Consider the following 26,983-nt stretch of genomic DNA (forward strand, 5'->3'; position numbering starts at 1 on the left):
CCGACGCCAGCGCATCTTGCGCCCTCCTCGATCCAACCGCGAGGTCACTTTGACGGCTTGGTCAGAATAATGATCCTTTGCGGCGCAACCTGCGCTCATAACGCTTGAGCTGCACGACATGACGTCCAAGTAGAAGCTGAGCAATTGCTCAAATCGGGCTGAGCGTTCGCTCAGACGAGAGTGATCGACACTTGACTGACTCCAGGTCAGATTAGGTGGACGAATTTTCGGCACCCACAATGTACCGACGACAAACGTCGCTGACGTCGCCGCCCACTGGTGGAGGGGAGCTCTGAACCGGTCAGAGCCCTTGCCAGGGCGTCGTAGGCAGTTCTTCGGGCCAGTCCGGTATCAACGCACGCACGAAGGAATCGGCGTCGTAGCGCGCACTGGCCTCGGGCCACGGCGGAAACTCCGCCTCCGGGGCGGATCGGATCCACCCGGTGTATCGCAGTTCCTCGACGGCCAGGCCGCGCTCGTCACCCAGTTCCGCCTCCATCTGCACGCCCAGCCCGTCGCTGTGCACCATCGCCCGAGTCGGTGCCTGATAGTGCGGGTTTCGCCATCCCAGCGTCGCCAGCGTCGTGTCGAGCCCTGTCCGGAGGGATGGCTCGGTCAGGTTCTCGCGGGCCAGCCAGGGATTCATCACCGTTCCCGCGGCGGGTCCCGGCCGGACACCTCCAATGGCGAGCAGCAGGCCCAGTTCCCAGTCCCAGAAGGTCGGGCCTTCCACCTCGGCCCAGTGCGTGCCCGTCGTCGTCTCCACCGGCATGCGCAGGGCGCCTTCGGCGAAGTACTGGGGCAGGGCCGGCCCTACGGCCTTTCCGTCCATCGATGTCGTGACTTTGCCGAGTACTCGACGGGCGGGAAAGTCCACCAGCATGTCCGTGGCCGAGGTCACCCCCGGCTCCACCACGTGGATGGACGTGTGCGCCCGTGACCGTCCCGTGAGCAGCAACCGCTGAACCAGCGATGCGGCGGCCTGTGCGGTCGCCGCATCATTCACCGGGTCATGGTTCGTCAATGAACCGCTCCCCCTACCACTCCGATTTGCAGACTCCGTGGCACGGCCGCGTCTCACTCCCGCACACCACGAGAAGGCAGGCGAGCGCCAGTGCCAGTGTAGGCAGACGTATGCAATTCTGCGCGCGGTCGGAGCAGTTGGCGCCTATGCACGCGAACATGCACCTGAAGTAGTCATTGGGGCTGAGCGGTTCAGCCTCACCCGGCCGAGCCAGCGACAGGGGCGAGACCTGCAGCGCGGCCGTATTGATCCTGCCGCCGGATGCCAATGCTTTCGGATCGCCGGACACGTACTCGAGCGAGGCGTCGACCCGGCCCCGGGCGACACGTCTCACCAGCACGGCGGCTCGGGTGGGATCTCCGTCCTTGCGGGCGTAGAACGACAGGACGGCCGCGTCCGCGACGGTGCCCACCACGATCTCCTCCTGCGGCATCAGTTCGAAGCCGGCGCGCAGAAGCCTCTGCCGCACAACGTCCATGCGGTCGTATCCGGCGGCCTGGGCGAGGAGGTCCCTCTTCTCCTCCGCGGTGAGTTCCGGCGTTGTTCCCGCCAGTGCCGTACCGGGAAGCAGTATCGATCCGGTGACCACTGCCAAACCGGCCACTCCGGTTCGGAGAAAGGCACGCCGCTTCTCCGAGACGTTGCCACGGTCATCGCCGATGGCCCTCAGCACCGTCGCGGACTGCCGTGCGCCCAGATGACGGACGAGCGTGGCGATCATTGACACCCCGGTGAGCAACCGGGTCTTCTGCGAGGAGAGCACCACGAGCGCGGGCCGCAGGGGAAGAGGCTTCCCTGCCTCCTCCGCCCATTGCGCGGCCAGTGGGTCATCCAGTCGCACGGCATCCAGGCGCTGCTCGGAAACCGCAACGACCTCGGTCGCGAGTTTGCTGCATCGACCGCACTTGCCTTCATAGAGCAGGATGTGTCTGCGCATTGAGAATCCTTCTGCGAGGCTGACCTGAGTCGGTGACACAGAACACGCTAGGCGTGTGTATTGCGCATGACGTCCACCCGCTGGGGTCAACTTTCGCAGTACATAATCAGCTCTCCCTGGAAGCGTCGGCGGCAGGCCGTCACCAAACCGCAGTCGTAGGCCAATGCCACGACTTGGGCCCTGTTCGACAAGCCCAGCTTGGCCATCAGACGATTCAAGTGTGTCTTCACCGTTCCCTCGCTCAAGTGGAGGATTTCGGCGATTTCTCGATTGGAAATGGCGCGCCCCACCAGCGCCAGCACCTGCTGTTCCCGGGGCGTCAGCCCTTCCGGCAGTTGCTGTGGAACGTCCTCCACCAGGTACCGCACCACGGGTCGCGACACCAAGGTTTCACCCGCCGCGACCACTCGCACCCCGTCCAACAACCGCTCCGGTGGAGTGTCCTTGAACAGGAACCCGGCGGCTCCCGCGCTCAGCGCGGCACAGACATGGTCGGCAGCGTCGCGCGCCGTCAGCATCAACACCGCAGGCGACCAGTCATGCGCGGCCGCCGCCACGATCCGCCGGGTGGCCTCGATCCCGCCTATCCCCGGCATCTGCATATCCATGAGAACCACGTCGGGGTGCAGTTCGCCAGCCAGCCACACCGCCTCTTCTCCGCAGGCGGCCTCGGCCACCACCTGCAGGCTCCCGTCATCCGCCAATAGAGTCACCAATCCGGTGCGCGTGAGCACCTCATCATCTGCGACGAGTACGCTATGCCTGTCCGCGCCGAATCTCGCTGACTGCGCAGGTGTCATTCCGGCCTTCCGGGATTCGCCTAGCCGCATTCTTGTTGCTCACCTGCGGCCGAGCCGAGCAGGGTGCATAGGGTGAATAGTCGTCCGCCAATTGACGTGAGCCGGACTCGATATCTCTTTTGCTCACATCGCGGCAAACTCTTGCAGCCGGATTCGAGTACATGACGAACTCGTCATCGCGGTCAAGCCTGGGCAGTATGCCCGTTATAGAGATGTTATCGATGGATCTACATTTTTTATATATAGTCTCTCGGCGTGTCCGAAACGTCATTGCCGGACGAGCGGTCGGCAGGGATGCCCCGCCGGATCGATAGCGGCAACTGGCCGGCATCAGTGCGTATACCGCCGCTGGCGCCGCAGGTGCGGACCCGGCCGGGCGAGGAGTCGACGTGGTGGACGAGCCCGCCGCCGGCCGTCGAGGGCAGCGCAGGCCGAGCGGTTGTGGCAGCAGGCGCGCCGGGTCCCCTCCCCGCCCCGGCGCCGGGGCGAGCCGATCACGATCGAGATGGAGGACAGAGACCGTGGACGCTGACCAGCGGGCGCAGGTGTTGGCGAAGGCGGTCGGCGATGGGGCGGCTGGTGAAGATGACGCGCCGGGAGCTGCAGCAGCGGCGAGCTCTACCACCGCTACGAACGCGGGCTGGAGAATCAGCTCGACACTTGAGTAGCTCCAGGTCAGATTATGCGGACGGATTCTCTGCATCCACACTGGTGGCGCATTCAGGCAGCCGCACCGATCCTCTGCCGACTGCCCCTCGGCACCGGGCTGCGCGCACTGTCTCAGCTGACTGGCGTCCTCGCAGCGGGGTTGCCATAGGGGCCCTCAGAAGGTGAACGTTCCGTAGCGTCCCTGCTGATACAGCAAAGGCGGCGCGGAGGTGCCGGCGACGGCGTCCGTCTCACGGACATGTCCGACGACGATCTGGTGATCGCCTGCGTCGTGGATGTCGTGGACGGTGCAATCGACGTAGCCAACCACTGCGTCGATGTGCGGGGCTCCGGTGGCCGTTGGGGTCCATGTGAGATTGGCGAACTTGTCGCGGTCGTTCATGGCCATCCTGGCGGCCAGGTCTGCTTGGTCGGCGGCCAGGAAGTTGACGGCGAAGTGCCCGGAGTGGCGGATCTGCTGGAGGGTGTGCGAGGTCTCGGCGGCGACGAACATGACCAGTGGGGGATTGAGCGAAACGTTGCTGAAGGCCTGGCAGGTCATTCCCACAGGCTGGCCGTCGTCGGTGAGCGAGGTCACGACGGTGACGCCTGAGCCGTAATGGCTGAGCACGTCACGGAAGCGGTGCGCGGTGATTGGTGCACGCGTCTGCATCGACCTCGTCGCGCTGTCGAGTTCAGCCATGGGGGACGATGGTACGGCGCGGCATCCTCGCACGCGGGAACGGTGGTGAGCGAGCCCCGCGTGAACGACTCATACTGGGCGTCTATCCCCGTGGTGCGGGCCGCCCGCCTGCCTCGTGTCGTGGACGACATCGGCTGTGAACACGTCCCTCAGCTCATAGGGGGCCGAGTCGGCCGCATGGCCGTAGCGGGCCAATAGCTGCTGAATCTCGACGTTGTCATCAGGCGTCATGATGGCTGTAACGCTTCAAATCTCGCACACAGTGCGTGACCTGCAACGACGTTGCAGTTTGAGTCGGCTGTTGAGCATCCGCTCAATCCCACTTGAGCGTTCGCTCAGACAAGAGTGATCAACACCAGAGAAACTACAGCTCAACACAGCTGGATGGATTCTTCGGCACCCACAATGCTGCTGCTCGACGCGGTGCTGCTGGTGGCTGCGCTGGCCGCCGTGATCGTGACCGGTCGCTGGGTGGTACGGCTCAGCCTGCGGCCACTGAGCAGGATGGAACGTACCGCGCAGGGCATCACCGACGGTGACCTGGATCTGCGGCTGACCTACACAGACCGCGTACGGAGATCGGCCGGGTGGGCGCCGTACTGAACACGATGCTGGAGCGGCTGCAAGGGGCGTTGCGCGAGAGCGAGGCGTCGGAGGCGCGGTTGCGGCGCTTCGTCTCCGACGCCGGGCACGAGCTGCGCACCCCGCTGACGTCGATCCGCGGTTTCGCGGAGATGACGCTGCGCCACGAGAAACTGCCCGCGGCAGAGGTGCGGGAGGCCACCCGGCAGATCCAGCAGAACGCCGCGAGGATGGGCCTGCTCGTCGACGACCTGCTGGCCCTGGCCAAGCTGGATGAGGAGCCCGACTACCGCACGGTACCGGTGGATCTGCTGGCCATCGCGGCCGACGCGGTCAGTGCCACCGCGCTGCAACGCCTGCCCCACCCGATCGACCTGGGCCCGCTCGGTGCCGGGGCTGGAGCTTGTGGAGACGGTCGGTGACCCGGACCGGCTGCGGCAGATCGTCGGTAACTTGGTGTCGAACGCGGTGACCCACACTCCGCCCGGCACGCCCGTCCACGTCCGCGTCGGCATCGCCCCGGCGGGGGAGGCCGGTGGCGTCGACCGTTCCGGCAGGGTCGGGGCGGCACCCGCCTTTCCCGAGGGCACGCCACTGTCGGACCTGGAGGTGGCCGATGAGGGGCCCGGCCTGGCCGCCCATCAGGCCCAGCGGATCTTCGAGCGGTTCTTCCGAGTGGACCCGTCGCGCTCACGCGACCGCGGCGGAAGCGGCCTCGGCCTGGCTATCGCGGCGGCCATCGCCCGTGGCCACAACGGCCGACTCGAGGTGGATACCGCGCCCGGCCGAGGTTGCACGTTCCGCCTGCTGCTGGAGGCTCGCCCGGTCACGGGTCGCTGAGCGACACGCGGTTCTTCGCCACCCATCTCCTCAATGGATGTAGAGCGTCTTCTGCTCGGTGAAGAAGTGCCAGGCCTCGGTACCGCCCAGCCGCCCGAATCCGGAAAGCGCGACTCCGCCGAACGGCACATGGGGTTCGTCCCCCACGGAGGGGCCATTGATGTGAACGGCGCCGACGCCCAGCCGGCGGGCAAACCGAACCGCACGGCCGGTGTCGTCGGCCAGGACCGAGGCGATGAGGCCGTACGGCGTGCCGTTCGCCCGCTCCAGCAGTTCCGGCTCCGTCGCGCACGCCTGCACGCTCACCAGCGGGGAGAATGCCTCCTCGCGGGAGAAGCGGGCGGCGGGGTCGACGGCGCTGAGGACGGTCGGCCGGGCCAGGAGGCCGTCAGGTTCGCCGCCTCCGGCCAGGACGCGGGCGCCGCGGGCCTGTGCGTCCAGGACGAGGTCGCGGAAGTGGTCCGCGGAACGCCGGCTGATGAGCGGGCCGATTGCGGTCGCGGGTGAACGCGGGTCGCCCACCGTCAGGGCCTCGGCTCGGGCGGCCAGCCGTTCGACGACATCGTCGTGGAGGGATTCGGCGAGGAGGACCCGGTCGGTGCTCATGCAGACCTGGCCGGAGTTGGCGAAGGCTGAGACGGTGATGAGGTCGGCGGCGCGATCGGGATCGGTGCCGTCGAGGACGACGGTGACGTTCTTGCCGCCCAGCTCCATTACCGCCGGCTTCAGGTGCGAGGCCGCGAGCTGCGCGATCGAACGGCCGACGGGGGTCGAGCCGATGAAGACCACCCGGCGCACCTCGGGCCGCTCGACCAGGGTCGCCACCAGGGCGGGGCTGTCAGCGGGGGCGCAGGTGAGCACGTTGACCACGCCGTCGGGCATCCCCGCCTCGGTCAGGGTGTCGGCGAGCAGGTTGCCCGCGGCGTACGGCGCCGCCTCGCTTGGGCGCAGGATGACGGTGTTGCCCGCGGCCAGGGCGATGGCGATCGCACGCGTGGACAGCACGACGGGGGCGTTCCACGGGATCATGGCCAGCACGATCCCGGCGGGCTGACGCAGGTCCAGGTTGGTGGTAGCCGGGTTGTGAGAGGGCAGGACAGACCCGCTCGGCGTGCTCGTCAGCGAGGCCGCCTCGCGGAGGTTCGCGGCGGCCTCTGCGATGTTCATCTCGGCCCACTGCCGGACCGCGCCTGTCTCCAGGGTCAACGCGTCGTAGTGCTCGGGCGCGTGCTGTTCGAGCAAGTCCGCCGCGCGCAGCAGGATGCGGCGGCGTTCGCTGTGGGACGTACGTGACCAGCTGTGGAAGGCGGTCCACGCGGCGGCGACGGCGTCGTCGGCGTCGGCAGGTCCGGCGCAGGCCACGTCCGCGAGGACTTCACTCGTGACGGGCGAGGTCCAGGGGAAGGTCCGGGCGTCCCGCGCGGGGACACGCTTGCCGTTGATGAGGAGGCCGAGCAAGGGTTTCTCCTTAGAAGACGAGGACAGGCTTGACGGCGACACCTTCGGAGGCGTCGATGGCCGCGCGGTTGATGTCCTCGAAGGGGTAGGTCCGCACCAGCTTCTCCAGGGGGAAGCTCCCCTGCCGGTGAGCGTCGATCAGCGTCGGGATGAAGGTCTCCGGTTCGCTGTCGCCGAGCGTCACGCCTCGGATGGAGCGGCCCAGCAAGAGCCGGTTCACATCGAAGGAGGCGCGGGTTCCGGCGGTAGGCGCGCCGATCAGCGCGATCTGGCCGGCGACTCCGAGGTTGTCGATGAGCATCTCCAGCAGGCCGATGTTCCCGGTGGTGTCGATGATCGCGTCCACATTCTGCGGGCACTCGCCGAGCGAGGTGTGGGTGGCGCCGAGTTCACGCGCCAGGTCCAACCGGGACTGAACCCGGTCGATGGCGATGACCGCCCCTGCCGGGGTCATGCGTGTCGCCATGATCGCGGACAGGCCCACGGCGCCGACTCCGGCGATCGCGATCGTGTCGCCGGGCCGGGGACGGATGATGTTGAGGATGGCCCCGGCACCGGTCTGGGCACCGCAGCCGAGCGGGGCCAGGATCGGTAGTTCCGCATCGGTCAGATGGCTCGGCAGGACGACGATGCCGCGTTCGTCGACGAGGGCGTGCGTGGCGAAGGACGACTGGCCGAAGAAGTGGCCGTTCAGGTCGGCCCTCTTGTGCCGGAGGGTGGCGCTGCCGTCCGCTCGGCGGCCGCCGAAGAGGTTGAGCTCCATCTGATGGTCGCAGTGGGCCGGGTGGCCGCCGCGACAGCCGCGGCAGCGGCCGCAGGAGGTGAAGGTCAACACGACGCGGTCGCCCGGCCGTGTCCGCGTCACCGCGGCGCCGGTCGCCTCCACCACGCCGACTCCCTCATGTCCGAGGACACCCGGCAGGGGATATGGCAGGGCGCCGCTGGCCGCGTTGAGGTCCGTGTGGCACATTCCGACGGCCAGCATGCGGACGCGCACCTCATCCGGGCGCGGGTCGTCCAGTTCGACCTCCTCCAGGCTGAAGGGTTGTCCTGGGGCCCACACCACCGCTGCTGTCGGCATGACGGATCTCCATCTCCTGAGCACCTATGCGTCTTGCTAAATAGGTACCAGGTCCTGTGATGCGAGACCACCTAAAGAAGTTGGATGGCAGGTGCGCTGAACTGCACTTATAACTATTCTATATGACTCTATATAGAACTGTGCTTTGTCTTATAACTGTAGATATAGCCATCATTGGCTGCCCGCTACGATCCAAGGAGAAAGATGTCTACGTCACCCAACGCCATCAGGTTCGCCAGCTACATCGTGGCGGTCCAGGACCTGGAGAAGGCCTGCGCTTTCTACTGCGCACTGGGAGCGGAGCTGGACCGGACGACCGAGCTGGTCCAGCCGACTCCGATCTCCGCCCTGCTCCAGGAGCTGTACGACATTCCTGCGGGAACTAAGTTTCGCATTGCGAAACTCAGGATTCCGGGCTCCGACATCGTGATGCGGCTGGCCGAGTTCACCGATCTCGACCGGGGCTCCAGCTACCCGCGGTTCTACGACCCCGGTGCTGTGCAGCTGATCCTCGACCTACGCGAGATCGGCCCCGCCCTGGAGGCCGCGCGAGAGTTCGGCGTGAAGGTCATCACGGTCGGTGACGCGCCCGTGCAGATCGGGTTCCCCGGCGATCCCGCCCCGACCGAGGCCATCGTGGTGGAGGATTTCGACGGCCATTATGTGGAGTTCGTCAGGGTGAATCCCGAGCATGTCGCCAACAAGTTCGGCGAGACCCCGGGCCCGGCCAAGCTCACCCAGGATCTCGGCGTCAACATCGTGTTCCCGAGCTTTCGCAGCGTGCCCAAGGACCTCGGTGACACCGTGGCCTTCTACCGCGAGGAGTTCGGCTTGGAGATCGCGGCATCCCCGTGGGCACGTGACGAGAGCCTGATGAGGATGTCCGGCCTGACCACGGACGGCGAGTCGCGGGTCGGCGAGATGCGCGTCCCGGGAACTCCGCCGATGCATGGATGGACGTTCTTCGAGACCACGGCGGAGGACGCGACGCCCTACGAGCTGCGCCTGACCGATGTGGGGGGCTATGCGATCGGGCTCGAGGTGCTCGATCTCCCTGCCGCGGTGTCCGCCATCACGAAGGCGGGCGGTTCGGTGATCACCACCGGTGCCGGATGGGTGAGTACTCCTGCGGGCGACACCATGGCGCTCGTACGGGACACGAACGGCCTGCTGCTCGAGCTGGTTCAATACGCCGGCGCGGAGGGCTAGACCCACATTCGGATGTCGGTCTTCATGGCCGGCCGCCTCGTGCGGCCGGCCGGTTTTCGTACTTCATGAGGAAGCTGATGCCTAACATCAAGATCGACGTTCACGCTCACTTCATTCCTGACCTCTACCGGGAGGCCCTCGAAGCCGCCGGGCAGGCCCAGCCGGACGGCATCAAGGGTCTCCCGGAGTGGAGCGAGGAGCTGGCGCTGCAGGCCATGGACAGGCTCGGAGTGGAAAGGTCTCTGCTGTCCATCTCCTCGCCCGGCGTGCACTTCGGCGATGCGGCGGCACTGGCGCGGCAGGTGAACGAGGAGGGGGCGCGTCTGGTCCGCGCGCATCCGGGGAGGTTCGGGTTCTTCGCCAGCCTGCCCCTGCCCGACGTCCCGGCCGCGGAAGAGGAACTGCGCTACGCCTTCGACGAACTGGACGCCGACGGGATCGTCCTGGAGACCCATCACGGCGGTATGTACCTGGGTGACGAGCGGCTCGAACCCCTCTACGCCGAGGTGGCACGCCGTGACTCGGTCGTCTTCGTGCACCCGACGACCGCATTCCACGGCGAGCACCTCGGCCTGGGCTATCCGCGTCCCATGCTGGAGTTCATGTTCGAGACCACCCGGTCGATCACGGACCTCATCCTGTCCGGGGTGCTGGATCGTCACCCACGGCTGAACCTGATCGTCCCGCATGCGGGTGCGGCGCTGCCAGTGCTCGCGGGCCGGATCGAGTTGCTTCTGCCCCTCTTGACGGCGCAGCTCAACCGCACCATTCCGAGCATCCGCAAAGCCCTCAAGCGATTGCATTTCGACCTGGCAGGGGCGCCCGTGCCCGAACTGCTCGACGCCCTGCTGAAGGTCGCCGATCCCGGGCGCATGCACTACGGCAGTGACTTCCCGTTCACCCCGCTGGAGCCCGCCCTGGGGCTGGCGGACGCCTTGGCAGAGACCCCGCTGCTGAGCTCGAAGGCGCGCGCGGACATGTTCCGCTGCAACGCGCTAGAGCTGCTGCAGTAAGCTGTCTCGCATGTCAGGACAGGGCTCTTACCGCGAACGCAACACTACGGCCGATCGTGCCCTCGACATCCTGGGGATGTTCACGGACGAGCGGCCAGTGTTGTCCGGAGTGGACGTCGCCAGCGCGCTGGGCGTGGCCAAGTCCACCGTCTACCGGTACCTGCAGAGCCTAGTGGCCAACCGGTTCCTCGAAGAGGCGCCAGGCGGCGGATTCCGCCTCGGGCTGCGCGTGCTGGAGCTGGCCCGGGTGGCCCGCAAGAGCTACGGCCTGTCCGAGGTGGCCGTGCCGACCCTCACCAAGCTCGCCGACAGCGTGCACGAAACCGTCCTGCTGACGCGGCGGGTGGGTGACCTGGTGGTCTGCCTGGACCGGGCCGAGTCCCAGCGGCACCGGGTGCGCATCTCCTACGAACGCGGCATGACGTTGCCACTCAACGCCGGCGCCTCGGCCCTGGTGCTGCTGGCCTGGAGCCCGGCCGCAGAAGCTGAGGCCCTGCTGCGCGCCACGCCGCTGCACTCCTTCACGCCCGCCACGCTGACGGACGTCGACCAGATCATGGCGCGGCTGAAGCAGATCCGCGCCGACGGATACTCGGTGTCACGCTCCGAGCTGGACCACGACGTCCTGGGGGTGGGCGCCCCGATCTTCGGCGAGGGGAACAAGGTCGTGGCCGCCGTGAGCGTCGCGGCGGTCAGTTCCCGCACCTCGCAGGTGGCGGAGCGCGCCATCATCCAGAGCGTTCAGACCGCGGCCCAGGAGATCAGCGGATTGGTGCAGATCGTCGAATCCTGAGCCCAGCTTGCCGCCACGAAGCGGTCGGGGCGGAGCAGTACGTACCGGCCGTGGTAGGCCGCGAACTCCGCTTCCAGTCCGCCGTCGACGTCCACCAGAGTGCGCGGCATAGCCGGCATGACTTCGCCCACCGCGATGTGGGCGTGCGGCCGCACGGTTCCGAGAGCCTCCGTGATCCCCACTCCGAGCAGGGCCCAGCCGTTGCCCAGAACCTCGTCGAGCAGCCGCGTCCGCCCGTTCTCCACGTCGTACACCCGAGGCTGGCCGATCATCGCGCCGGCTCCGGGCTCCACCAGCCCCGATCGATACCGCTGCGGCGGCCGGTACCGCATGTGTTCCAGGTAGGCGCGCTGCTGCGGTGACTCCATCATCGCCCGGACGATCGCATCCCGGCGCCGGGCCAGCCGCGGGTTGGTGGTCATCACGATCCTGCCCAGCCTCGCCGACAGCGCCACCGTCGCCTCCGCGTGCGGGCGGCGCTCGATCTCATAGGTGTCCAGGACCTCGTCCGGCAGCCGTCCGCGCACCACGTCGGCGATCTTCCAGCAGAGGTTGGCGGCATCCCGGATTCCCGAGTTCAGGCCTTGGCCCGCGAAGGGCGGCATCATGTGGGCAGCATCCCCGAGCAGGAAGCAACGCCCGGAACGCCACGAATCAGCCACCACCGCGTTGAACCGGTAGGTCACCGCCCGCTGCACCTGCTCGGGCGCGAGCGGCCTGAACGGTTTGAGAAGCTCCTGGAGCAGTTCGTAGGGCGGCGCCTGCCCGGCCTCGCACTCGCCCGGATACAGGTAGAACTCGTAGCGGCACCGGCCATCCCGTCCGGGGACGATGACGTGGGGGCGTCGCGGGTCGCCATGATGCATGCCGTACCGCTCAGTGTGCGAGTCGCCGAGGACGTCGGCGACGAGCCAGACGTCGTCGAAGCTGCGCCCGGTCATCCCGATGGCCAGGCACTCCCGCATCCACGAGCGCCCGCCGTCACAGCCGAGGGCGTAGGCGGCCCGGATCGTGAGCGGGCCCTCAGGGGCCCGGCACTCCAGTTCGACACAGCCGCCGTCCTGGCTCACGCCGACCAGTTCGGTGCTCAGCATCACCTCGACGCGGGGGTCGTCCCGCAGGTGGGCGAGCAGTTCGCGTTCGAGGTCGGGCTGGGCGAACGGGTTCTTGAAGGGGAACCCGAATCGGTAGGGGATCTCGGCTCGTGCCTGGAAAACCGGCTCGCCGTCGGCGCCGTAGTACTTGGTGCCGGTGCCGGGGACGATGATGCGCATGACCCGGTCGGCCAGCCCCGCCGCCTGGTACACACGCAGTGCTTCGTCGTCGATGCTGATCGCTTTGGGGGCGTCGCTGGTGCCGGGGTTGCGCTCCACCACCAAGACGTTCAGGCCATAGGCGGCCAGCAGTGCGGCAGCCGTCATTCCGACCGGACCGGCGCCGATCACCGCCACATCCGTTTCGAGCACTCTGTGGTGCACCGAACCTCCTCTTAAAAAGGGCGGGTGGGCTCGGTGCCCACCCGCCCTGCTCTCGCTACTGAACCGGCTGGTAGGCCGGGCCGCTGTCGGTCAGCAGCCGCTCGGCCTCCGCCTCGATCTCCTCCACCGACTGGTCGAGGTTGAGGCTCTTGCGGAACGGCTGGCGCACGTCGCGGTCGACCTTCACGTACACCTCGTTGCGGTTGCCCTCCGGGTCGAAGAAGTAGATTCCGTAGGCGTTGCCGTGGGTGACCTCCTGCTGCACGGGGATGCCCTCGGCCTTGAACCGCTTATGGAACTCGATGAGCGTCTCCAGGGAATCGATGCGCCAGGAGATCTGGTGGGTGAGTTTGGCGCCCGCCACTGCCGTACGCCCCTTCTGGATGACGAACTCGTGATGCTCCTCATCCGGGCGCGAACTGAAGAAGACGATCTCGCGCTCCGCGTCCTCGTCCGTGACTGCCAACCCGAGGACCCGGGTGTAGAAGTCACGCATGAGCTGCAGGTCGTTCACCCACAGGCCGGTGTGTCCGAGTTCGACGATGGCCATCTGACTACTCACTTTCTCTCGGCTGTCACGGTGTTCTCGAGGGTTCCGACGCCCTCGATCGTCACGACGACCTTGTCGCCGGGGCTGAGGAAGACCTGCGGGTCCCTGCGGTACCCGACGCCGCCGGGTGTGCCCGTGAGGATCACGTCGCCGGGCAGCAGCGTGGTGAACTCCGACACGGCGGCGACCAGGGTCGGGATGTCGAAGATGAGCTTGGAGGTGTTGGCGGACTGCAGGACTTCGCCGTTCAGGCTGAGGCTGATGTCCAGCGAGCCGACCCGGTCACCGATCTCGTCGTGGGTGACGAGTTCCGGCCCGATCGGCGTGGACGCCTCCCAGGTCTTGCCCTGCAGCCACTGGTGCGTCTTGTACTGGTAGTCCCGCATCGTCACGTCGTTGGCGACGGCGTATCCGGCGATCACCTCGGCCGCGCGCTCCTTGGCGATACGGCGGGCGGGCGCCCCGATCACCACGGCCAGCTCGGCCTCGTAGTCGATCTGCGCGGACTCGGGCGGCGCCACGATGGCGTCCCCGTGGGCGATCAGGCTGGATGGGAATTTGGTGAACAGCACCGGATAGGTCGGCAGCTCGCGCCGGGTCTCGTCGACGTGCGCCAGGTAGTTCAGGCCGACGCAGATGATCTTCTGCGGCTCCGGCACCACCGGGAGCAGGCGGGCCCGCTCCAGCGGGAGGCGTGAGTCCTCGCGCAGCCGCGGCGCCCGCAGCACCTCCAGGGGCGTCTGCCTGCCCAGCTCACTCACCCCCTCCAGAGGTACGGCCCAGCCGTCGCGCACCACCGCCGCATGCCGGACACCCTCGTACTCAAGCGATACGAACCGCATCACTTCACCTCGCTTTCAACTCACCTCACGCTAGCATGATTCCTGAAATAAGAGAAAGCAGTCCTGTTAATCAGGACTCGCTGTCCTGGCTGGTCGCAGCACACGGCCGGGCGGCGGGCCACCCATGGTGACCCGCCGCCCAGCCGGACTGAAGGATCAGGAAGCGCTCGGGGTCAGCACGCCGTTCTCGGCGGTGTCGTCCAGGCGTCCTCTGCGCTCGCCCAGGCGATAGACGGTGGAGACGAGCGCGGCCAGCAGGCTCACGCCGGCGGCGAGCAGCCAGAACGTGGTGAAGGCCGACTCCGAGGGCACATGAGTCCCCGGCATCGTCATGCCGGACATCAACGCCCCGAAGGTGACGCCCCCGAGGCCGGCGCCGACGCTACCCGCCATGATCGGGCTGAGCATGACCATCCGGCCGACATGGATCGGTGCGATGTCCTCGACGTAGATCAGGCCGGTGCACGGGATCACGATGCCCAGGCCGATGCCCACCACCACCAGGGCCAGCAGGATGGACGGCAGCGAATCGTGCATCGCGTAGAGGAATCCCATGCCGGCCGCCATCACGGCGAAGCCGCCGATCAGGAAGACGCCCTTGCCGTACCGGCTGGAAAGATGAGCGGAGACCGGGCCGCAGACGACCATCATCGATTCGGCAGGCAAGACGGCCAGCGAGGCCACGACGGCCGTGACTCCCAGGCCGACCATGACCGGCATCTGGACGTAACTGCTGGTCGCCACGACGATTCCGAAGACGCAGAAGCCGGTCAGCGCCGAGAGCAGGTTGGCGATCAGGACGGGCCGGGAGAAGAAGACGTCCATACTGACCAGCGGAGCCGCGGCCCGCTTCTCGTGACGTACCCAGACGAGGAAGAGGACTGGCGTCGCGATGAGCGCGCCGATCACCCAGGGGTTGGCCCAGCCGTTGATGGGGCCGAAGGTCAGGCCGAGCTGCAGGCAGATGACCGGAGCCGCCAGTCCGACCGCGCCAAAGAGGTCCGCCCCGCGCCAGCCGCCGACTTCCGAGGTGCGCGCCCGGCGGTCGGCCGGGATGCAGAAGATGACGAGGGCGAGCGCCACGACGGCCAGCACCGTCGAGAGCCAGAAGACCACCTCGAAGCTGCTGTAGGACTGGGCCAGAAGTGCCGCGGCGACGCTACCGCCGCCGCCCCCGACGAAGGAGACCGTCTGCAGCGAGCTGACCGTGAACTTCCGCCTGCCGTCCGTGAACTCCTCGGTGACCAGGCCGGTGAGCATCGGGAACACCACCACACCAGCGCCCTGCAGCACCCGGCCGAGCAGCAGGAGCGCGAACTCGGCACTGATCGCGCAGATGATCGATCCGATGACCATGCTGACCAGCCCGACGATCGCGATCCGCTTGCGCATGTCGAGGTTGTCGCCGATCCGGCAGAGTGATGGCCCGAAAATCGCCTGTGCCTGCTGGTTCACGAGCGTGATCCAGATACCCGCGATGGCACTGATGTGGTACGCCTTCTCCAAGGACGGCAGGAGCGGCATGAGCATGTTGTTGGTCAGCGCGATGCTCAGGCACGCGTAGAGCACCACGACGGTCACCGTCGTCATGCGCCCCGACGACATGTGGTGGGGTGTTTCGGATCCGGTCCTCAGGGTCGCCACGGTCAACCTCCGCTGAATCTATGGAAAGGATCGGTATGGGTAGGGGGTGTCCGCGTGTCGCGGTGGCTGCCGCACACGTCCTCTCCGCCGGCTCGTCAGCGGTTGAACGGACTATGTAACCTCTGCGAACTCCGACGTAACACGCACATGATGGGCGAATCCTGCGGATATAAGGAAGGCCACGGTTACATATAGGCTTATACTAAATTCTGATAGCTTGGGCTCATGGTCGCCCGCCCGGACATGAATCTCATCGCCGCTCTGCACGCATTGCTGGAAGAACGCAGCGTGACGCGCGCCGCGGAACGCATCGGTGTCAGCCAGCCCGCGGCGAGTGCCATGCTGGCACGCCTCCGGCGCCACTTCGGTGACGAGCTCATGAGCCGCGATGGGAACACCTACGAGCTGACGCCCCTGGGCGCGATGCTCAAACAGCAGACGGGCAGCGTCGTGGAGCTGAGCGATCGACTGTTCGCGACCAAGTCGCGCTTCGATCCCGCCGCCAGCGAGCGGGAGTTCGTGATCGCGATCTCCGACTACGCGCTCGCCGTAATCGGCCCGGCACTTCTGGACGCTCTGGAGGAGCAGGCACCGCAGGCGCGGCTCCGGTTCGTACCGGTCGGGCGGATCGAGGCGGGCGAGAACGGCAGCGCTTTGCGGTCAGTGGACGGGATGGTGCTGCCGCATGATGGCGCGCCGCCGAGCATCCCGCACGAGGAACTCTTCCGCGACGAATGGGTCTGCGTTGTCGCCCCGGACGAGCCTGCTCAGGATCTCCTCGCGCTGAGATGGATGATCTGCCACCACGATCCCGGGATCGGCAGCGAGGTCCAGCGCCGATTGACGGACGCGGGCGTTCACCTGAACCGCATCCAGGTCGACAGCTTCCACGCCCTGCCGCACTTCGTGAGCAGGGACAGGCGCCTGGCACTGGTCCCGCGCCGCCTGGCCGAACACCTCGGGCGGCCGGACCGGCTGCGCATCGTGGACTGCCCGGTCGATCTCGGCACCTTGATCGAGATGTTCTGGTGGCATCCGGCACACGGTGATGACGCGGGGCATGTCTGGCTGCGCCATGTCATCCGAGACACGTCGCAGCGGCTCGATCAGCGGGTCGCGCTCAACTCTGAATCGTGAACCACACCTGGCTCATCCGGCTTCCGGCGTGGCAGAAAGAACGCTGCCACCAACGTCAGCACCAGCAACGCCATACCGACGGCGTACGTGGCGCCGAAAGCGCTGGCCGTGTCATCAGCGGAGGGCGTGCTGTTGATCTGGCTGGTCAGCACGACCGACATCACGGCTGTTCCGGCTGACGCGGCGACCTGCTGGATGATCTCCACCAACGTCGAGCCCTGCGCGATCGCCTGGTCCTTCAGCGTCTGCAGGGCGGCCGTCATCGTCGGCATCATCGTGGCGCCCATGCCGAGCCCCATCACGAACAGCGCGCCGAGCAGCATCGGGTAAGGTGTGTCCACGCCGACCTGGGTGAACACCGCCATCCCCATGATGATGGCGATCAGCCCCGCCACCACGATCTTCCCCGGACCGATCCGGTCGACCGCCCGGCCGGCCAGCGGCATCGTGATCATCGCGCCGATGCCCTGCGGTGCGACCAGCAACCCCGCGGTCAACGTGCCCTCCCCGCGCACCTGAAGAAAGTACGACGGGATGAACAGCGTCGCGCCGAAGAACGCGACCGAGAACAGGAACGTCGTGATCGCAGCGACGGCGAGCTGCCGGTTCCTGAACAGCCGCAGATCGATGAGCGGGTGCTCGGGCCGGAACGCATGCCAGACGAACGCCAGGCACAGCACCACCCCGGCCACTCCCGGCACCAGAACCTTGGCCGCGGCCACCGTAGCCTCCTCGGAGATCGCGGACACGCCGTACAGCAGCAGCGCCAGACCCGGTGAGAGCAGCAGCATGCCGACGAAGTCGAATGGCCTGGACGGTTTCGGCCTGTCCCTGGGCAGCGCGAGGAGCGCGTACACCAGCGCCGCAACGCCAATCGGCACGTTGACCAGGAAGATCCAGTGCCAGCTGGCCTTCTCGATCAGCCAGCCGCCGAGAATCGGGCCGCAGATCGGCCCGAGCAGCATCGGTACGCCGAGCACGGCCATCACGCGCCCGATGCGGTGCGGTCCGGCCGCACGAGCCATGATCGTCATGGCGAGCGGCATCAACATGCCGCCCCCAAGGCCCTGCACCACCCGGAACCCGATCAGCGAACCGACATCCCACGCCATGGCGCACAGGAAGGAGCCCCCTACGAACAGCAACAGCGCAAGCAGGTAGAGCCGCTTCGTCCCGAACCGGTCGGCAGCCCAGCCGGTGACCGGGATGATGGTCGCCAGTGCCAGCGTGTACCCGGTCATCGACCAGGCGACGTTGGCGGGGCTCGCCTCGAAGATCTGCTGGAACGTGGGCTGGGCGACGCTGACGACGGTGATGTCGAGGATCGACATGATCAAGCCGAGGACGACGACGCCCGCGACCTTGAGGACACCGGCGTCGAGCCGGTCCTCGTTCTCGGGGGCAGCGGTGGCCATGCGGTCTCCCTGGATGCAGCTATGACTGGGTAGGCGGCGGACATGCCCATGTTGTTCGAAGCTGCTGCTATAAGGAAGGCGGCGGTTTTATATTACTTCATACGAAATATTTATAGGTTGTGCTCGGAGGCCTAGCGGAAACCTCCGGCCAGTGCTGTGGGGTTCGAAAACACGAATCGTCGTCGGCGCTGGAGTCCTTCGCCTCGTGGGATCGGCACTCCTCGGGTCGTTGAGTGGCTGCTCTGGGTTGCCTGGGATCATCTTTCGTGCTCTTGTCCACGGTGTACGCCGTCACTCGACGTCTGCTGTCTCTGCCCGCGCTGTTGTTGCGCAGTGACGTCTCCAAGGAGGCGGAACTGCAGGTGCTCAGGCACGAGAACGCGGTCTTGCGCCGTCAGGTCACACGGGTGCATGACGAACCAGCCGACCGCCCGTGGCTAGCGGCGCTCTCGCGCCTGATACCCGCCGCCGCTGGTCGAAGATCTTCTCAGTCACTCCGGCCACCCTGTTGACCTGGCACCGCAAGCTCGTGGCGAACAAGTGGGACTACAGCCGGCGTCGGTCAAGGCTCTGGTGCTGCGCATGGCCGCCGACAATCCTGGCTGGGGCCACAGGCGGGTCCACGGCGAACTGACCCGCCTCGGTCACAAGATCGCCGCTAGCTGAAGCCATCAAGAACCCGCAGGTGAGACACCGCATCCAATTTATGAGCCCCACAGGTTGCTACCAGGCCTGGTACCAGACACCGGCCATGAACGGGCGGGCGCATGTACTCCAGCTACAGGCCAACGTCTTGCCGGACACGAAGTGCCGCGCCCCCGGCACAAGCGGCTTGGCGGATACATGACCAAACGGCAGATCAATCATGACCGCCACACCTTCGGCGGGCGTTCCGGCAGGGCCTCGCGTGGTCGTCTTTGGGGTCTGAGATGACCTTGGCGGCCTAAATGATCTACCGGGTGACGCGGTCCGCACACGCGAGCAATCACCGAGCGACCAATCATGATCAACATCGAGGTTCCAGAGGGCTGAACTCCGAGAAACCCCACGTCAAACGCGGTATGGGAGAGTAGGGCGGGTGCGACTTGAACCCACGACCCACGGATTATGAGTTTCCTTGATCGATGTCAGCCGGTGTCGGGTGATGGCGATTCGTACCACCATTTGCGCGATTGTCATCAGCGGGATGTCGGTGCGTGCCGCCGCATACCGGCCTATGCCGCGTACACGCGAGCAACCACCGAGCGATCATGCGTCCTTGACGTTCGGTCCTGTCCGACTGGCGCTGGCGCATCGTTGTGTCCCACAACGCAAGCCCACGAGGTCGTTAGGAGTCGAGCGTCCGCTCAAATCAGGCTGAGCGTTCGCTTAGACGAGAGTGATCGACACCTGAATAACTCCAGGTCAAGTCAGGTGGACGAATTTTCGGAACCCACAAAGTTCGGTGGAGGATTTGACGATGTGCTCGCCGGGGCGGACGTGCGGGTCCTGAAGGTCCCGCCGCGCTCGCCACGGGCTAACGCGTTCGCCGAGCGGTTCGTCGGCATGCTCCGGCGCGAATGCCTCGATCACCTTCTGGTTCACGGTGAGCGGCATCTGCGCCCGTGTACTGGCCGAGTATGAGCGCCCCTACAACTGGCACAGGCCGCTCGGCTCGGATAGAGCGACGGAGCGCCGTCTGCGGCCTGATCCACGAGTATTGCAGAGCTGCTTGACACCTAGTGAACCGCAGGCCAGCGCTATGAGCGAGCTTTTGGCACCGGACAGGTTGCCGAGCAGCGGGCACTACGGGCTATAGCCCTTGAAGACATAGAAGGCGAGCGTCTCCAGGAGCCCTACCATCCGGTAGTCGTCGTTTTGCTTGCGTGTCGGCGCGGTGGCGACTCTCGCGTGCCGGATCGCCAGGGTAACCCCCTCATACGGATCCTCGGTGAAGGCGCTGATCAGCGTCTTTACCGCGTTCTGCTTGATGAGCAGCTTCCCCCACTCTGCACCAGGGTTCGGGTGATCATGGTCTGCGCCTGCGGGCATAGCCTGGGATGCTTGTCCGGCGAATCGGTCGGCCACCACGTTCAAATCCGCCTGAAGCGCATGAACCGCGGGCCCTCTGTGGCCCGCCGCGATGGCCGCTAGCGCTTCGTCAAGCAGCAATCGCTCACGGTGCTGCCACGGCTCTGCCGCCCGAAGCGCCAATTGCGCCACGATTACGGTCCCCTCGGAAAATTCCTCAACGGGCAGAGCGGCTGCGAGCGCGGCTACCAGCGGATGGCGGGCGAGCAGTTCTTGCTGTGCCGGACGCAGCGTCAATGGAGGCCTTTCGTCAGGGTCCTCCGCCGCCTCTTCGATCCTCAAGACGAGGTGCGGCCCATCCTTCCACGCCTGGTCCACGCGGACGCCCGTGATGGTCTCCGCGATGGTGAACGCAGCCGCCCGCCAATCCTCCTGCCAATGCGCTCGAGTGATGCCATGCCTGCTGGACCACTCCACGTACTCGGCTTCGTACGCATCTGTCATTTGACGAACCGGATCGAAGGAGGCGTCCAACCGCCCCCTGGTGGCATATGTGAACACCGCGTCGAGTTCGCCAGTCCATGCCAGGGCCAAGGCTTCGCCACCCGCCGACAGGCCCCGCAGGGTATCCCGTCCCGCTCCCCGGTATCTCGTCAGTTCAACTGTCAAGATCCAGTCTTCTACCGGTGATATGAGGACGACGCCCTCGTCCGCCGCCATCTCATAGGAGTCGTACACCTCGTCATAGGGGCCCTCGCTGACCTGATCTGGCCGCCCGCCGAAGGAGCGCACGACGCCGTCAACATCGTTGCCGCGCACCCACGTGAGACAAGCGGGCACCTCGAATAACGACCCGATGAGCTCACGGTATGTCAAGAAGACGGACATTTCCTATGCTCCTCGTGGGGTCAAGGCGAGGACAGCCCCGGGAGTCGCTTTCGGCTCCCAGGGCTGAGCTCATTCGCGGCTAGGATACGCCGTCGAAGGTGCAGGTCGCGAGATTGATGGGTGTTGACGCGGGGTCGCGAGCAACGGTGCCGGGCGCGCCACTGTACGGTCGGTTGTCACCTCGACGAATGACATCCACCCAGTATGCGTCGAGGTCGAGAATCCGATTGCGCTGGTACCACTGGCTGATAGTGCCACCTTGAGAGCAGTTCTGGTTTTCATGGACTATAGCTACCGAGTAGTTGTACCCGGTAGTGGTCTGGCCAGCCCCTTGGAGCGTTGTGGCGAAGGGATATTCATCGCAACTGTCCGGCTTGACATAGTTGCGGATCCTTCTGCATTGAGGGATCGCAACACCGGCGTTGGCGTCATGGACGCCTTCGCTCGTGCTCCGCCTAAGGCAAAGACCGTGACAGGAGGGGGCGTGCGGAATGAAGGCGCCGGGTATCTTCTTGGCCGGCCCGCTGCCGACCTTGGGCCAGGTAAGGCCCGAGTCGTAGAGGGCGGTCCAGACATGGCGAGCGATCATGTCTTCGCTTGAACTGTTTTCGTCGAAGATCAAGACCGGGCGTAGGCTTGCCAGAACACAGCCGCTAGCGTAGAAGGTGAACAACGTGGAGCTGTCACACCTAAAGGTCTGTGCGCGCGCCAAATCCTTTCTATCCCAGAACCAATGCGTAGTGTAGCGGACGTTTGGGGACAGGGAACACGAACTCGCCTTATGCGGATCTGGCGAATTGTCGTCCGAGGTGCGGTCTAGAACGATCTCGTGGATATTACCCTGCGCCCATTCCTCAACTGTCTTATGTGCGCCGTCGTTGGCGTCTGCGGTACAGCCTGATGCCCCCGAGAAGACGCGCATCCACCTGTCCTGCCAGTCGTCCTGGTATGAGCCTGTGGCAGTTACCGGTCCCATCTGGACCTGCATCCTGATCTGCCGGCTATTGAGCGAGCGGCCGATGGGCACATCGCTTGGCCTCGCCCTGTGCGCGTTGGCTTTACCGATCATGTGACCGACATAGGAATGGACGACGATCACCATCTGGGCTGTCCATCGTCCTTCCTCGCGCTCGGCCATGGGTGGTCCGGTGGTGTCGACTTCTCCCACAAGGAATGAGTAGCAGAGGGTGAACGAACCTGTGTATGCCACTGCGGGCCCGCGCGCGGGCGGGCGGATACGCTTGCAGTCGGCAGTGCTCATGTGTGCGTATTGGAACTTCTTCGCTGCGGCAACTGCTGCGTCTGACCGCTTGGAGGTCGTCTTCGTCGCCGCGCTCGGAGGCGTTGCGCTGGCGGAGCCGTAAAGAAGGCTGACCTGGGCCGGCGAAAGGGCCTTCTGGTAGGCCGATACCTCGTCGAGGTTGCCTCCCATGTTGGCGCCGAGGTGCATGGGCCCGGTCGCGCTCCAGCCTGGGAAGCTGACGGGCGCATTCTTGATCTCAGTACCGTTGAGATAGAGGGTCACCTTGTTGGCAGAGCTGTCGTAGACGCCAACGAGATGGAACCACTCATTGACCGGCGGCTGAATGCCTGAGAGCGCCCCTTGGGAAGTTGAGCCGCTCTGGTCTGCTTGCGTCAGGGTGAAGACCAGGCCGTTTTGTGGATCGCTCCCCAGCTTGAAGGGTGTGGTGTTGGAGCCTTTCTGTTCCACAATGCTGTAGCCGGAGCCTGTGGTGTTCCAGCGCAGCCAGGCCGCGATGGAGAAGCTTTGGTCTGTCCGCAGAACAGGGTCCGTGGTTTGAGCCATGGACGAGATCGTGGTGTCGGCCACGTCCACGGTAGCTAACGCCCACGATGACCATGGTGATGTTGTTGCGGCGGTGCTGTTCACTGCGCGAACGCGCCAACGGATCTTCAGGTTGTCACTCAATTTTCCTGTGGGGATGCTCACTGCCGCCTGGCTGCCGGAGGCGACTGCTGCAGAGGAGCCTGTCCAGATCTGCCCCGTACCCTGGCTGGCCGCGGGGTCGTGCTCGACCTCGAATTCGGCAGTCAGAGTGCCGCCGATGGTGTCGGCGACGGTTGCGGCCAATTGCGGCGTAAGCGAGTTGGTCACGGTGACGCCATTCACCTGCTGGGCGGGGGTGATTACGGGCCCAGCGACGGAAGGCGATGAACTGGGGCCGCTCGTGGTGATGGTCAGCGTCGGGGTGGGTTCGGCGAAGTCGGTGTTCTCGGACGATGTCAGGACGCGCCAGTTCGCTGTGTTGTTCTCGGTTGGAGATTGCAGGACCAGGCCGTGATTGGCCGCGCCGGCGGCCCAGTCCTGAGCCATGCTGGTGACGTTCCACTCCAGGCGCTTGTGGCCGTCGGCGCAGCCAGTGCTGTATCCGGCTGTGTTGAGCTGGGCGCCTTCTCTGGTTGCCGTTGGCTTGTTGGCCCAGTATAGGTTGTTGGCGTCCCACGTGCCGGTTACTCGCTGTACCTGGATCCCGGCTCCCACAGCAGCCCCGCATGCGGATGAATCGATGTTCAGCAGTGAGAGCTTGGCATCGGTTACAGTCTGGCCGGGAAGGCCGACGGTGTCGAAACGCAGGTAGGTGCGATGCTTTTCGTTGCCGGTTTGTGTGCCGGCCATCATTGTTGCGCCGCCGGGATATGCTGGCTGGCCCGCGGTGTCGAGACTCCACAACCCGACGTCGTTGATGATGGGCTGTATGAGCGTCGAGTCGACCTGGACCGGGTAGACCGTGTCTTCCTCAGAGAGGAAGCCATTGTCGAGCTTGAGAACCAGTTCGGTGCGGCCGCCCTTGGTGACGACCTTCGCGGGGACCTTTGCCGTCTTGGCGTTTGGCAGCAGCCCCTTGGCGCTGGCGTCCCACATGAGCGGCGGTGGCGCAGTTGCTGACCTCTTTCGGCCATCGGTGAGCGTGAGGCGGCCCTCCTTGCCTTCGGTCAAAGTAGAGGTCCCCGCGAAGGCGAAGCGCAGGTCGACGGGCTGCTTGGGCCTCTCGCGTAGGCGTATGGTCTGCCGGACCCCTGCCGGTAGAGCAGTGATGACGAGATCCATGCCAGGTCCGGCGGCGTTTTCGAAGACTGCCTTGTTGCCTTCTAGCTTGGGCCTGGGCAGCGGAGTCGGCCATGACAAAGCCATGGTTTCACCTGAGCGATGCGTCACTCTGGCATACGGCGTCGTTCCGCCGGTGGAGATTTCCACGACGGCGCCTCCAGCAGGAGCCTTCGGCCTCAGCGCACCGTCCACTTCAAGGAGGGTGGTGTCAATGGGGACCCATGCGTCGTTCTTCCTTACGCGGACCGGGCCGGCGGCTATCTCGGTCCGATAGGAGCCGTCGGGCAATGCGTAAGTGATCGCGGTTTCGGACGTCTCAGCGCCCACTTCAACGGGCTTGCCCTGCCGCACAGCCTCTTGGGATGCGAGTGCGCGACGGCGGGTCGTCCGCTCGTCCACCACGGAGGTAGGGGTCTTGCTGAAAGGGGTGGTCACGTTCGATAGGGCGGTGCCGAGCTTGCCTTCGATCCATTTGGTCGACTCGGCGAGGGTGGCGTCGTTTTCGTTGCCGGAAGAATCGGCGGCAGTGCGGCCGGAGCCCTCATCGAACTTCCAATGACCCTTCGGGGCGGCATCGGTCGTGAATGCCCAGGAGTAGGGGGCCATCGTGTTACCCGAGGCATCTCTGGCGCCACTCAACTCGACGGTGTGTGCCGTGTTAGCACTCAACGGCTGTTGAGGAGTGAACGTCATCGTGGTTCCGGCCGCATCCATCGCGAGTGTACCCGCGATACTCGTTCCTAGAGACGTTTTAACAGCGGCCTGCACATTGCTGACTGGTTCACTGAAAGTTGCTGTTATCGCTGAATTCGGGAGTACATCGGTCGCGGCATTCGCGGGAGTCGTGGAAGTCACCGCGGGAGGCGTGGTGTCGGGGTTGGGGTTATGTTCCCGGTCGGAGCCGGGGAGATAAGTGGCGTCCATCCCGTCAAGCCACTCTTGCTCGGTTACTTCCTCGGGGACGCCGAACCCGTAGCTTGTGTCCTCCATGTAGTAGCCGTCGGAATTCTCTCGCATCGCGGTGGCTTGCTCGCCTGTCACCTCTGGAGGCGTTTGCGGAGCCGTGCCACTTGAGGTGGCAGCGTCGATCTCTGCGAGCGTCGGCTGTGCGTCCTGGTAGGGCATAAGGATGCCCCTAGTGGTCTTGGGCACTGGGGTGTACTGGATGAAGAGCACCGGGCCACGTGGCGTAAATGGATAGGTGTCGTAGCCGCCATATTCGTGAGAGCGGTAATAGCGCCAGTTCTGGGTAACATCGGCCTCGATCACCGAACTGAGCTGGACACCATAATCCGGTGTGCCGCTCATCCACGCCTGGACGATCTGCTCGATGGAGTAATAGAGCTCGCCTTCACCCTCCGGACAGCGGGTGGCGCTGTAGGCACCTTTGTTGGCGACCCGGCCGTCGAAAACAGTAGGCGGTTGGTTGCTCCAGCTGATGGTGCTAGTACTCCACGGGCTAGTGACACGCTGCAGAACGATACCTGGACTGTCTTCATCGCTGCACGTGTGGGAGTCCTGGTTATGCAAACGAAGATCAGCGTTGTGGACCGTTCCGCCCTCGAGAGGCGTTCCCGAGATATGGAACATGATGTAGGTGCGGTGGGTACGTGTGCCGCTATGCGACTTGCCAGCAAGTAGCCACGGCAAGGTGGCGTTCTCAGCACCGTTCGGCAGCACATTGCTGACGTGCGTGTCGCCCGCGATGCCCGTGCCTTCCCATTCGTCGAAGGCGGTAGTAACCGTGACTGGGTAGACTGTGGCAGGGTCATTGAGAAAGGCGGAGCCTGCAGTAAACACTAGGGTGTCGCCGACAACCTCGCCCTTGGCCCTTCCGATGCGGCCCTTGTCGGGATCCGCCAAGGCGGCGGAGTCCAGCATGGGCGCACCCGATCTATCTGCGACCTCCTTGCCCTTCGCATCCAGGATGCCCGGCGACTTGTCTTGCCCATATCCGAGCGCGAGTCCCTTAGGTAGCTGCATTGGCAGACGCAGCTGAAGATCCTTGATAGGCCGCTGTTTAATCACAGCATCCTGCCTGAATCCTTCTGGAGTGACCGTAACGACCATGTCGATGCCCGGCCCGTACGCCGAAGGGTAGGTGGCCGTGTTGTCCTTGATAACTGGTCTGGGCAATGGGCTGGGGGCCGAGATCGCAGTTTCGCCTGCGGCATCGGTGTATCTGATGGCAGTGGCGTCACCACCCAGTGACAAACGCAGGTTGCCCAGGCTAGCTTTCGGCTGGAGAGTTCCCGTTGCCTCAATCAGCGTGGGGTCAACTGTCCGCCATTCGCCGTCCTTCTTGACTCGAACGGGAGTTGCGGAGAGCCCGGCCTGCAGAGTCTTACCGTCGGGATTGGCGTAATATGTGGCCGTCTCCGACCTATACGATTCGATTTCGATGCGCTTGTTGCTTGTCTTGGCCCGCGCGAGTGCGGCATCAGCTTCATCGCCAGGGTTGATGGCCTGCGAATCTTTGGCCGGGGCTGGTGGGGGTTCTTGCGCTATCGCGGGTGCCGCCATCAGGGAAACGGGCAAGATTAAGGCTGCGAGCAAGCAGGCACGGCGGCGCGCTCGCGACGATAAACCGAAGGCGAATCGATGTCTCTCCACTTGAACCCTTCACCGAAACGGACAAAACCTGTATAGTATCGCATGTCCGAAGGTTTTCGTAAAGATCATTCTCGTAACTGGAACGTCATCCTCCGCAACACTTGAACGGACCCCGAGAATCGGCAATGACTCAGACCCAACGCTCACGCATACGGGGAGACAAATCTTTACTGTCCCCTTGTATGTGATCGGTTGGTATCAGCAGCGATCTGCTGTCCGATCGGCGGCGCAGCGGTCACGCGCGCCGA

The 26,983-nt window shown here is 65.3% G+C and carries 22 protein-coding genes; 7 read left to right on the forward strand and 15 right to left on the reverse strand.

The window, feature by feature from the left end:
• Positions 1 to 301: 301 nt before the first annotated feature.
• From ACFWYW_RS38135 to ACFWYW_RS38155, 5 genes are all read right to left on the reverse strand, one after another.
• Positions 302 to 1,006, reverse strand: coding sequence for a hypothetical protein (locus tag ACFWYW_RS38135; RefSeq protein WP_379617074.1), 705 nt, complete (start codon positions 1,004 to 1,006; stop codon positions 302 to 304).
• Positions 1,007 to 1,037: 31 nt separating this feature from the next.
• Positions 1,038 to 1,961, reverse strand: a complete 924-nt coding sequence (locus tag ACFWYW_RS38140; RefSeq protein WP_379617076.1) for a hypothetical protein — start codon at positions 1,959 to 1,961, stop codon at positions 1,038 to 1,040.
• An 86-nt stretch (positions 1,962 to 2,047) separates the two neighbouring features.
• The gene (locus ACFWYW_RS38145) at positions 2,048 to 2,791 is read right to left on the reverse strand and encodes a response regulator (protein ID WP_379617078.1); all 744 of its coding nucleotides are present in this window, start codon (positions 2,789 to 2,791) and stop codon (positions 2,048 to 2,050) included.
• 793 nt (positions 2,792 to 3,584) lie between these two features.
• Positions 3,585 to 4,112, reverse strand: a complete 528-nt coding sequence (locus ACFWYW_RS38150; RefSeq protein ID WP_379617080.1) for a flavin reductase family protein — start codon at positions 4,110 to 4,112, stop codon at positions 3,585 to 3,587.
• A gap of 69 nt (positions 4,113 to 4,181) precedes the next feature.
• On the reverse strand, positions 4,182 to 4,343 hold the full coding sequence (locus ACFWYW_RS38155; protein WP_379617082.1) for a nuclear transport factor 2 family protein: 162 nt from the start codon (positions 4,341 to 4,343) through the stop codon (positions 4,182 to 4,184).
• A gap of 153 nt (positions 4,344 to 4,496) precedes the next feature.
• On the opposite strand from ACFWYW_RS38155, the gene ACFWYW_RS38160 reads away from it, so the two are divergent.
• The 3 genes from ACFWYW_RS38160 to ACFWYW_RS38170 are packed head-to-tail and all read left to right on the forward strand — an operon-like array spanning position 4,497 to position 5,534.
• Positions 4,497 to 4,715, forward strand: coding sequence for a hypothetical protein (locus ACFWYW_RS38160; RefSeq protein ID WP_379617083.1), 219 nt, complete (start codon positions 4,497 to 4,499; stop codon positions 4,713 to 4,715).
• The gene (locus ACFWYW_RS38165) at positions 4,700 to 5,116 is read left to right on the forward strand and encodes a histidine kinase dimerization/phospho-acceptor domain-containing protein (RefSeq protein WP_379617085.1); all 417 of its coding nucleotides are present in this window, start codon (positions 4,700 to 4,702) and stop codon (positions 5,114 to 5,116) included. The genes ACFWYW_RS38160 and ACFWYW_RS38165 overlap by 16 nt, the downstream gene beginning before the upstream one ends.
• Positions 5,100 to 5,534 carry an ATP-binding protein gene (locus ACFWYW_RS38170; RefSeq protein WP_379617087.1) on the forward strand — a complete coding sequence of 145 codons (435 nt, stop codon included), beginning with the start codon at positions 5,100 to 5,102 and terminating at the stop codon, positions 5,532 to 5,534. Before ACFWYW_RS38165 ends, ACFWYW_RS38170 begins: the two co-directional genes overlap by 17 nt.
• Before the next feature lie 30 nt (positions 5,535 to 5,564).
• On the opposite strand, the gene ACFWYW_RS38175 is transcribed toward ACFWYW_RS38170, so the two are convergent.
• Together ACFWYW_RS38175 and ACFWYW_RS38180 are read right to left on the reverse strand one after the other, a co-directional pair.
• Positions 5,565 to 6,992 (reverse strand): aldehyde dehydrogenase family protein, encoded by a 1,428-nt coding sequence (locus ACFWYW_RS38175; protein ID WP_379617089.1) that lies wholly within the window; start codon positions 6,990 to 6,992, stop codon positions 5,565 to 5,567.
• A gap of 10 nt (positions 6,993 to 7,002) precedes the next feature.
• Entirely contained in the window at positions 7,003 to 8,073 is a 1,071-nt protein-coding gene (locus ACFWYW_RS38180) for an NAD(P)-dependent alcohol dehydrogenase (RefSeq protein ID WP_379617091.1), read from the reverse strand.
• Between the two features lie 204 nt (positions 8,074 to 8,277).
• On the opposite strand from ACFWYW_RS38180, the gene ACFWYW_RS38185 reads away from it, so the two are divergent.
• The 3 genes from ACFWYW_RS38185 to ACFWYW_RS38195 all read left to right on the forward strand — a co-directional run bounded on the left by ACFWYW_RS38185 (position 8,278) and on the right by ACFWYW_RS38195 (position 11,088).
• A complete protein-coding gene (locus ACFWYW_RS38185) occupies positions 8,278 to 9,282 on the forward strand; it encodes a VOC family protein (RefSeq protein ID WP_379617093.1) in 1,005 nt (334 codons plus the stop codon).
• A 77-nt stretch (positions 9,283 to 9,359) separates the two neighbouring features.
• Positions 9,360 to 10,295, forward strand: coding sequence for an amidohydrolase family protein (locus ACFWYW_RS38190; RefSeq protein WP_379617095.1), 936 nt, complete (start codon positions 9,360 to 9,362; stop codon positions 10,293 to 10,295).
• A 10-nt stretch (positions 10,296 to 10,305) separates the two neighbouring features.
• Positions 10,306 to 11,088, forward strand: coding sequence for an IclR family transcriptional regulator (locus ACFWYW_RS38195; protein WP_379617097.1), 783 nt, complete (start codon positions 10,306 to 10,308; stop codon positions 11,086 to 11,088).
• Here the strand turns inward: ACFWYW_RS38195 and ACFWYW_RS38200 are convergent.
• The 4 genes from ACFWYW_RS38200 to ACFWYW_RS38215 all read right to left on the reverse strand — a co-directional run bounded on the left by ACFWYW_RS38200 (position 11,037) and on the right by ACFWYW_RS38215 (position 15,548).
• Positions 11,037 to 12,566: a bifunctional 3-(3-hydroxy-phenyl)propionate/3-hydroxycinnamic acid hydroxylase gene (locus ACFWYW_RS38200; protein ID WP_379617099.1), complete on the reverse strand. Its 1,530-nt coding sequence runs from the start codon at positions 12,564 to 12,566 to the stop codon at positions 11,037 to 11,039. The genes ACFWYW_RS38195 and ACFWYW_RS38200 overlap by 52 nt on opposite strands.
• Before the next feature lie 55 nt (positions 12,567 to 12,621).
• A complete protein-coding gene (locus ACFWYW_RS38205; protein ID WP_379617101.1) occupies positions 12,622 to 13,116 on the reverse strand; it encodes a VOC family protein in 495 nt (164 codons plus the stop codon).
• A gap of 8 nt (positions 13,117 to 13,124) precedes the next feature.
• Complete coding sequence (locus tag ACFWYW_RS38210; protein WP_379617103.1) at positions 13,125 to 13,958, reverse strand: fumarylacetoacetate hydrolase family protein; 834 nt, start codon at positions 13,956 to 13,958, stop codon at positions 13,125 to 13,127.
• Positions 13,959 to 14,114: 156 nt separating this feature from the next.
• Positions 14,115 to 15,548 (reverse strand): MFS transporter, encoded by a 1,434-nt coding sequence (locus tag ACFWYW_RS38215; RefSeq protein WP_379617105.1) that lies wholly within the window; start codon positions 15,546 to 15,548, stop codon positions 14,115 to 14,117.
• Positions 15,549 to 15,827: 279 nt separating this feature from the next.
• Between ACFWYW_RS38215 and ACFWYW_RS38220 the strand changes: the two genes are divergently transcribed.
• Complete coding sequence (locus tag ACFWYW_RS38220; RefSeq protein WP_379617107.1) at positions 15,828 to 16,739, forward strand: LysR family transcriptional regulator; 912 nt, start codon at positions 15,828 to 15,830, stop codon at positions 16,737 to 16,739.
• Here ACFWYW_RS38220 and ACFWYW_RS38225 read toward each other — a convergent pair.
• The 4 genes from ACFWYW_RS38225 to ACFWYW_RS38240 all read right to left on the reverse strand — a co-directional run bounded on the left by ACFWYW_RS38225 (position 16,709) and on the right by ACFWYW_RS38240 (position 26,660).
• Complete coding sequence (locus tag ACFWYW_RS38225; RefSeq protein WP_379641195.1) at positions 16,709 to 18,154, reverse strand: DHA2 family efflux MFS transporter permease subunit; 1,446 nt, start codon at positions 18,152 to 18,154, stop codon at positions 16,709 to 16,711. The genes ACFWYW_RS38220 and ACFWYW_RS38225 overlap by 31 nt on opposite strands.
• 1,404 nt (positions 18,155 to 19,558) lie before the next feature.
• The gene (locus ACFWYW_RS38230) at positions 19,559 to 19,750 is read right to left on the reverse strand and encodes a hypothetical protein (protein WP_379617111.1); all 192 of its coding nucleotides are present in this window, start codon (positions 19,748 to 19,750) and stop codon (positions 19,559 to 19,561) included.
• A gap of 189 nt (positions 19,751 to 19,939) precedes the next feature.
• Positions 19,940 to 21,052 carry a DUF6461 domain-containing protein gene (locus ACFWYW_RS38235; protein WP_379617113.1) on the reverse strand — a complete coding sequence of 371 codons (1,113 nt, stop codon included), beginning with the start codon at positions 21,050 to 21,052 and terminating at the stop codon, positions 19,940 to 19,942.
• Positions 21,053 to 21,131: 79 nt separating this feature from the next.
• Complete coding sequence (locus ACFWYW_RS38240; protein WP_379641196.1) at positions 21,132 to 26,660, reverse strand: DNRLRE domain-containing protein; 5,529 nt, start codon at positions 26,658 to 26,660, stop codon at positions 21,132 to 21,134.
• Between the last annotated feature and the right edge of the window lie 323 nt (positions 26,661 to 26,983).

Origin of the sequence: Nonomuraea sp. NPDC059023, assembly GCF_042740095.1 — a bacterium.
Classification (GTDB): domain Bacteria; phylum Actinomycetota; class Actinomycetes; order Streptosporangiales; family Streptosporangiaceae; genus Nonomuraea.

What these genes read in the sequence shown, in the direction of transcription:
- ACFWYW_RS38140 (WP_379617076.1), bottom strand. Translation starts at nt 1,961, where the DNA reads ATGCGCAGACACATCCTGCTCTATGAAGGCAAGTGCGGTCGATGCAGC.
- ACFWYW_RS38145 (WP_379617078.1), bottom strand. Translation starts at nt 2,791, where the DNA reads ATGCGGCTAGGCGAATCCCGGAAGGCCGGAATGACACCTGCGCAGTCA.
- ACFWYW_RS38150 (WP_379617080.1), bottom strand. Translation starts at nt 4,112, where the DNA reads ATGGCTGAACTCGACAGCGCGACGAGGTCGATGCAGACGCGTGCACCA.
- ACFWYW_RS38155 (WP_379617082.1), bottom strand. Translation starts at nt 4,343, where the DNA reads ATGACGCCTGATGACAACGTCGAGATTCAGCAGCTATTGGCCCGCTAC.
- ACFWYW_RS38160 (WP_379617083.1), top strand. Translation starts at nt 4,497, where the DNA reads ATGGATTCTTCGGCACCCACAATGCTGCTGCTCGACGCGGTGCTGCTG.
- ACFWYW_RS38180 (WP_379617091.1), bottom strand. Translation starts at nt 8,073, where the DNA reads ATGCCGACAGCAGCGGTGGTGTGGGCCCCAGGACAACCCTTCAGCCTG.
- ACFWYW_RS38185 (WP_379617093.1), top strand. Translation starts at nt 8,278, where the DNA reads ATGTCTACGTCACCCAACGCCATCAGGTTCGCCAGCTACATCGTGGCG.
- ACFWYW_RS38190 (WP_379617095.1), top strand. Translation starts at nt 9,360, where the DNA reads ATGCCTAACATCAAGATCGACGTTCACGCTCACTTCATTCCTGACCTC.
- ACFWYW_RS38195 (WP_379617097.1), top strand. Translation starts at nt 10,306, where the DNA reads ATGTCAGGACAGGGCTCTTACCGCGAACGCAACACTACGGCCGATCGT.
- ACFWYW_RS38205 (WP_379617101.1), bottom strand. Translation starts at nt 13,116, where the DNA reads ATGGCCATCGTCGAACTCGGACACACCGGCCTGTGGGTGAACGACCTG.
- ACFWYW_RS38210 (WP_379617103.1), bottom strand. Translation starts at nt 13,958, where the DNA reads ATGCGGTTCGTATCGCTTGAGTACGAGGGTGTCCGGCATGCGGCGGTG.
- ACFWYW_RS38215 (WP_379617105.1), bottom strand. Translation starts at nt 15,548, where the DNA reads ATGACGACGGTGACCGTCGTGGTGCTCTACGCGTGCCTGAGCATCGCG.
- ACFWYW_RS38220 (WP_379617107.1), top strand. Translation starts at nt 15,828, where the DNA reads ATGGTCGCCCGCCCGGACATGAATCTCATCGCCGCTCTGCACGCATTG.
- ACFWYW_RS38225 (WP_379641195.1), bottom strand. Translation starts at nt 18,154, where the DNA reads ATGGCCACCGCTGCCCCCGAGAACGAGGACCGGCTCGACGCCGGTGTC.
- ACFWYW_RS38230 (WP_379617111.1), bottom strand. Translation starts at nt 19,750, where the DNA reads ATGCCGCTCACCGTGAACCAGAAGGTGATCGAGGCATTCGCGCCGGAG.
- ACFWYW_RS38235 (WP_379617113.1), bottom strand. Translation starts at nt 21,052, where the DNA reads ATGTCCGTCTTCTTGACATACCGTGAGCTCATCGGGTCGTTATTCGAG.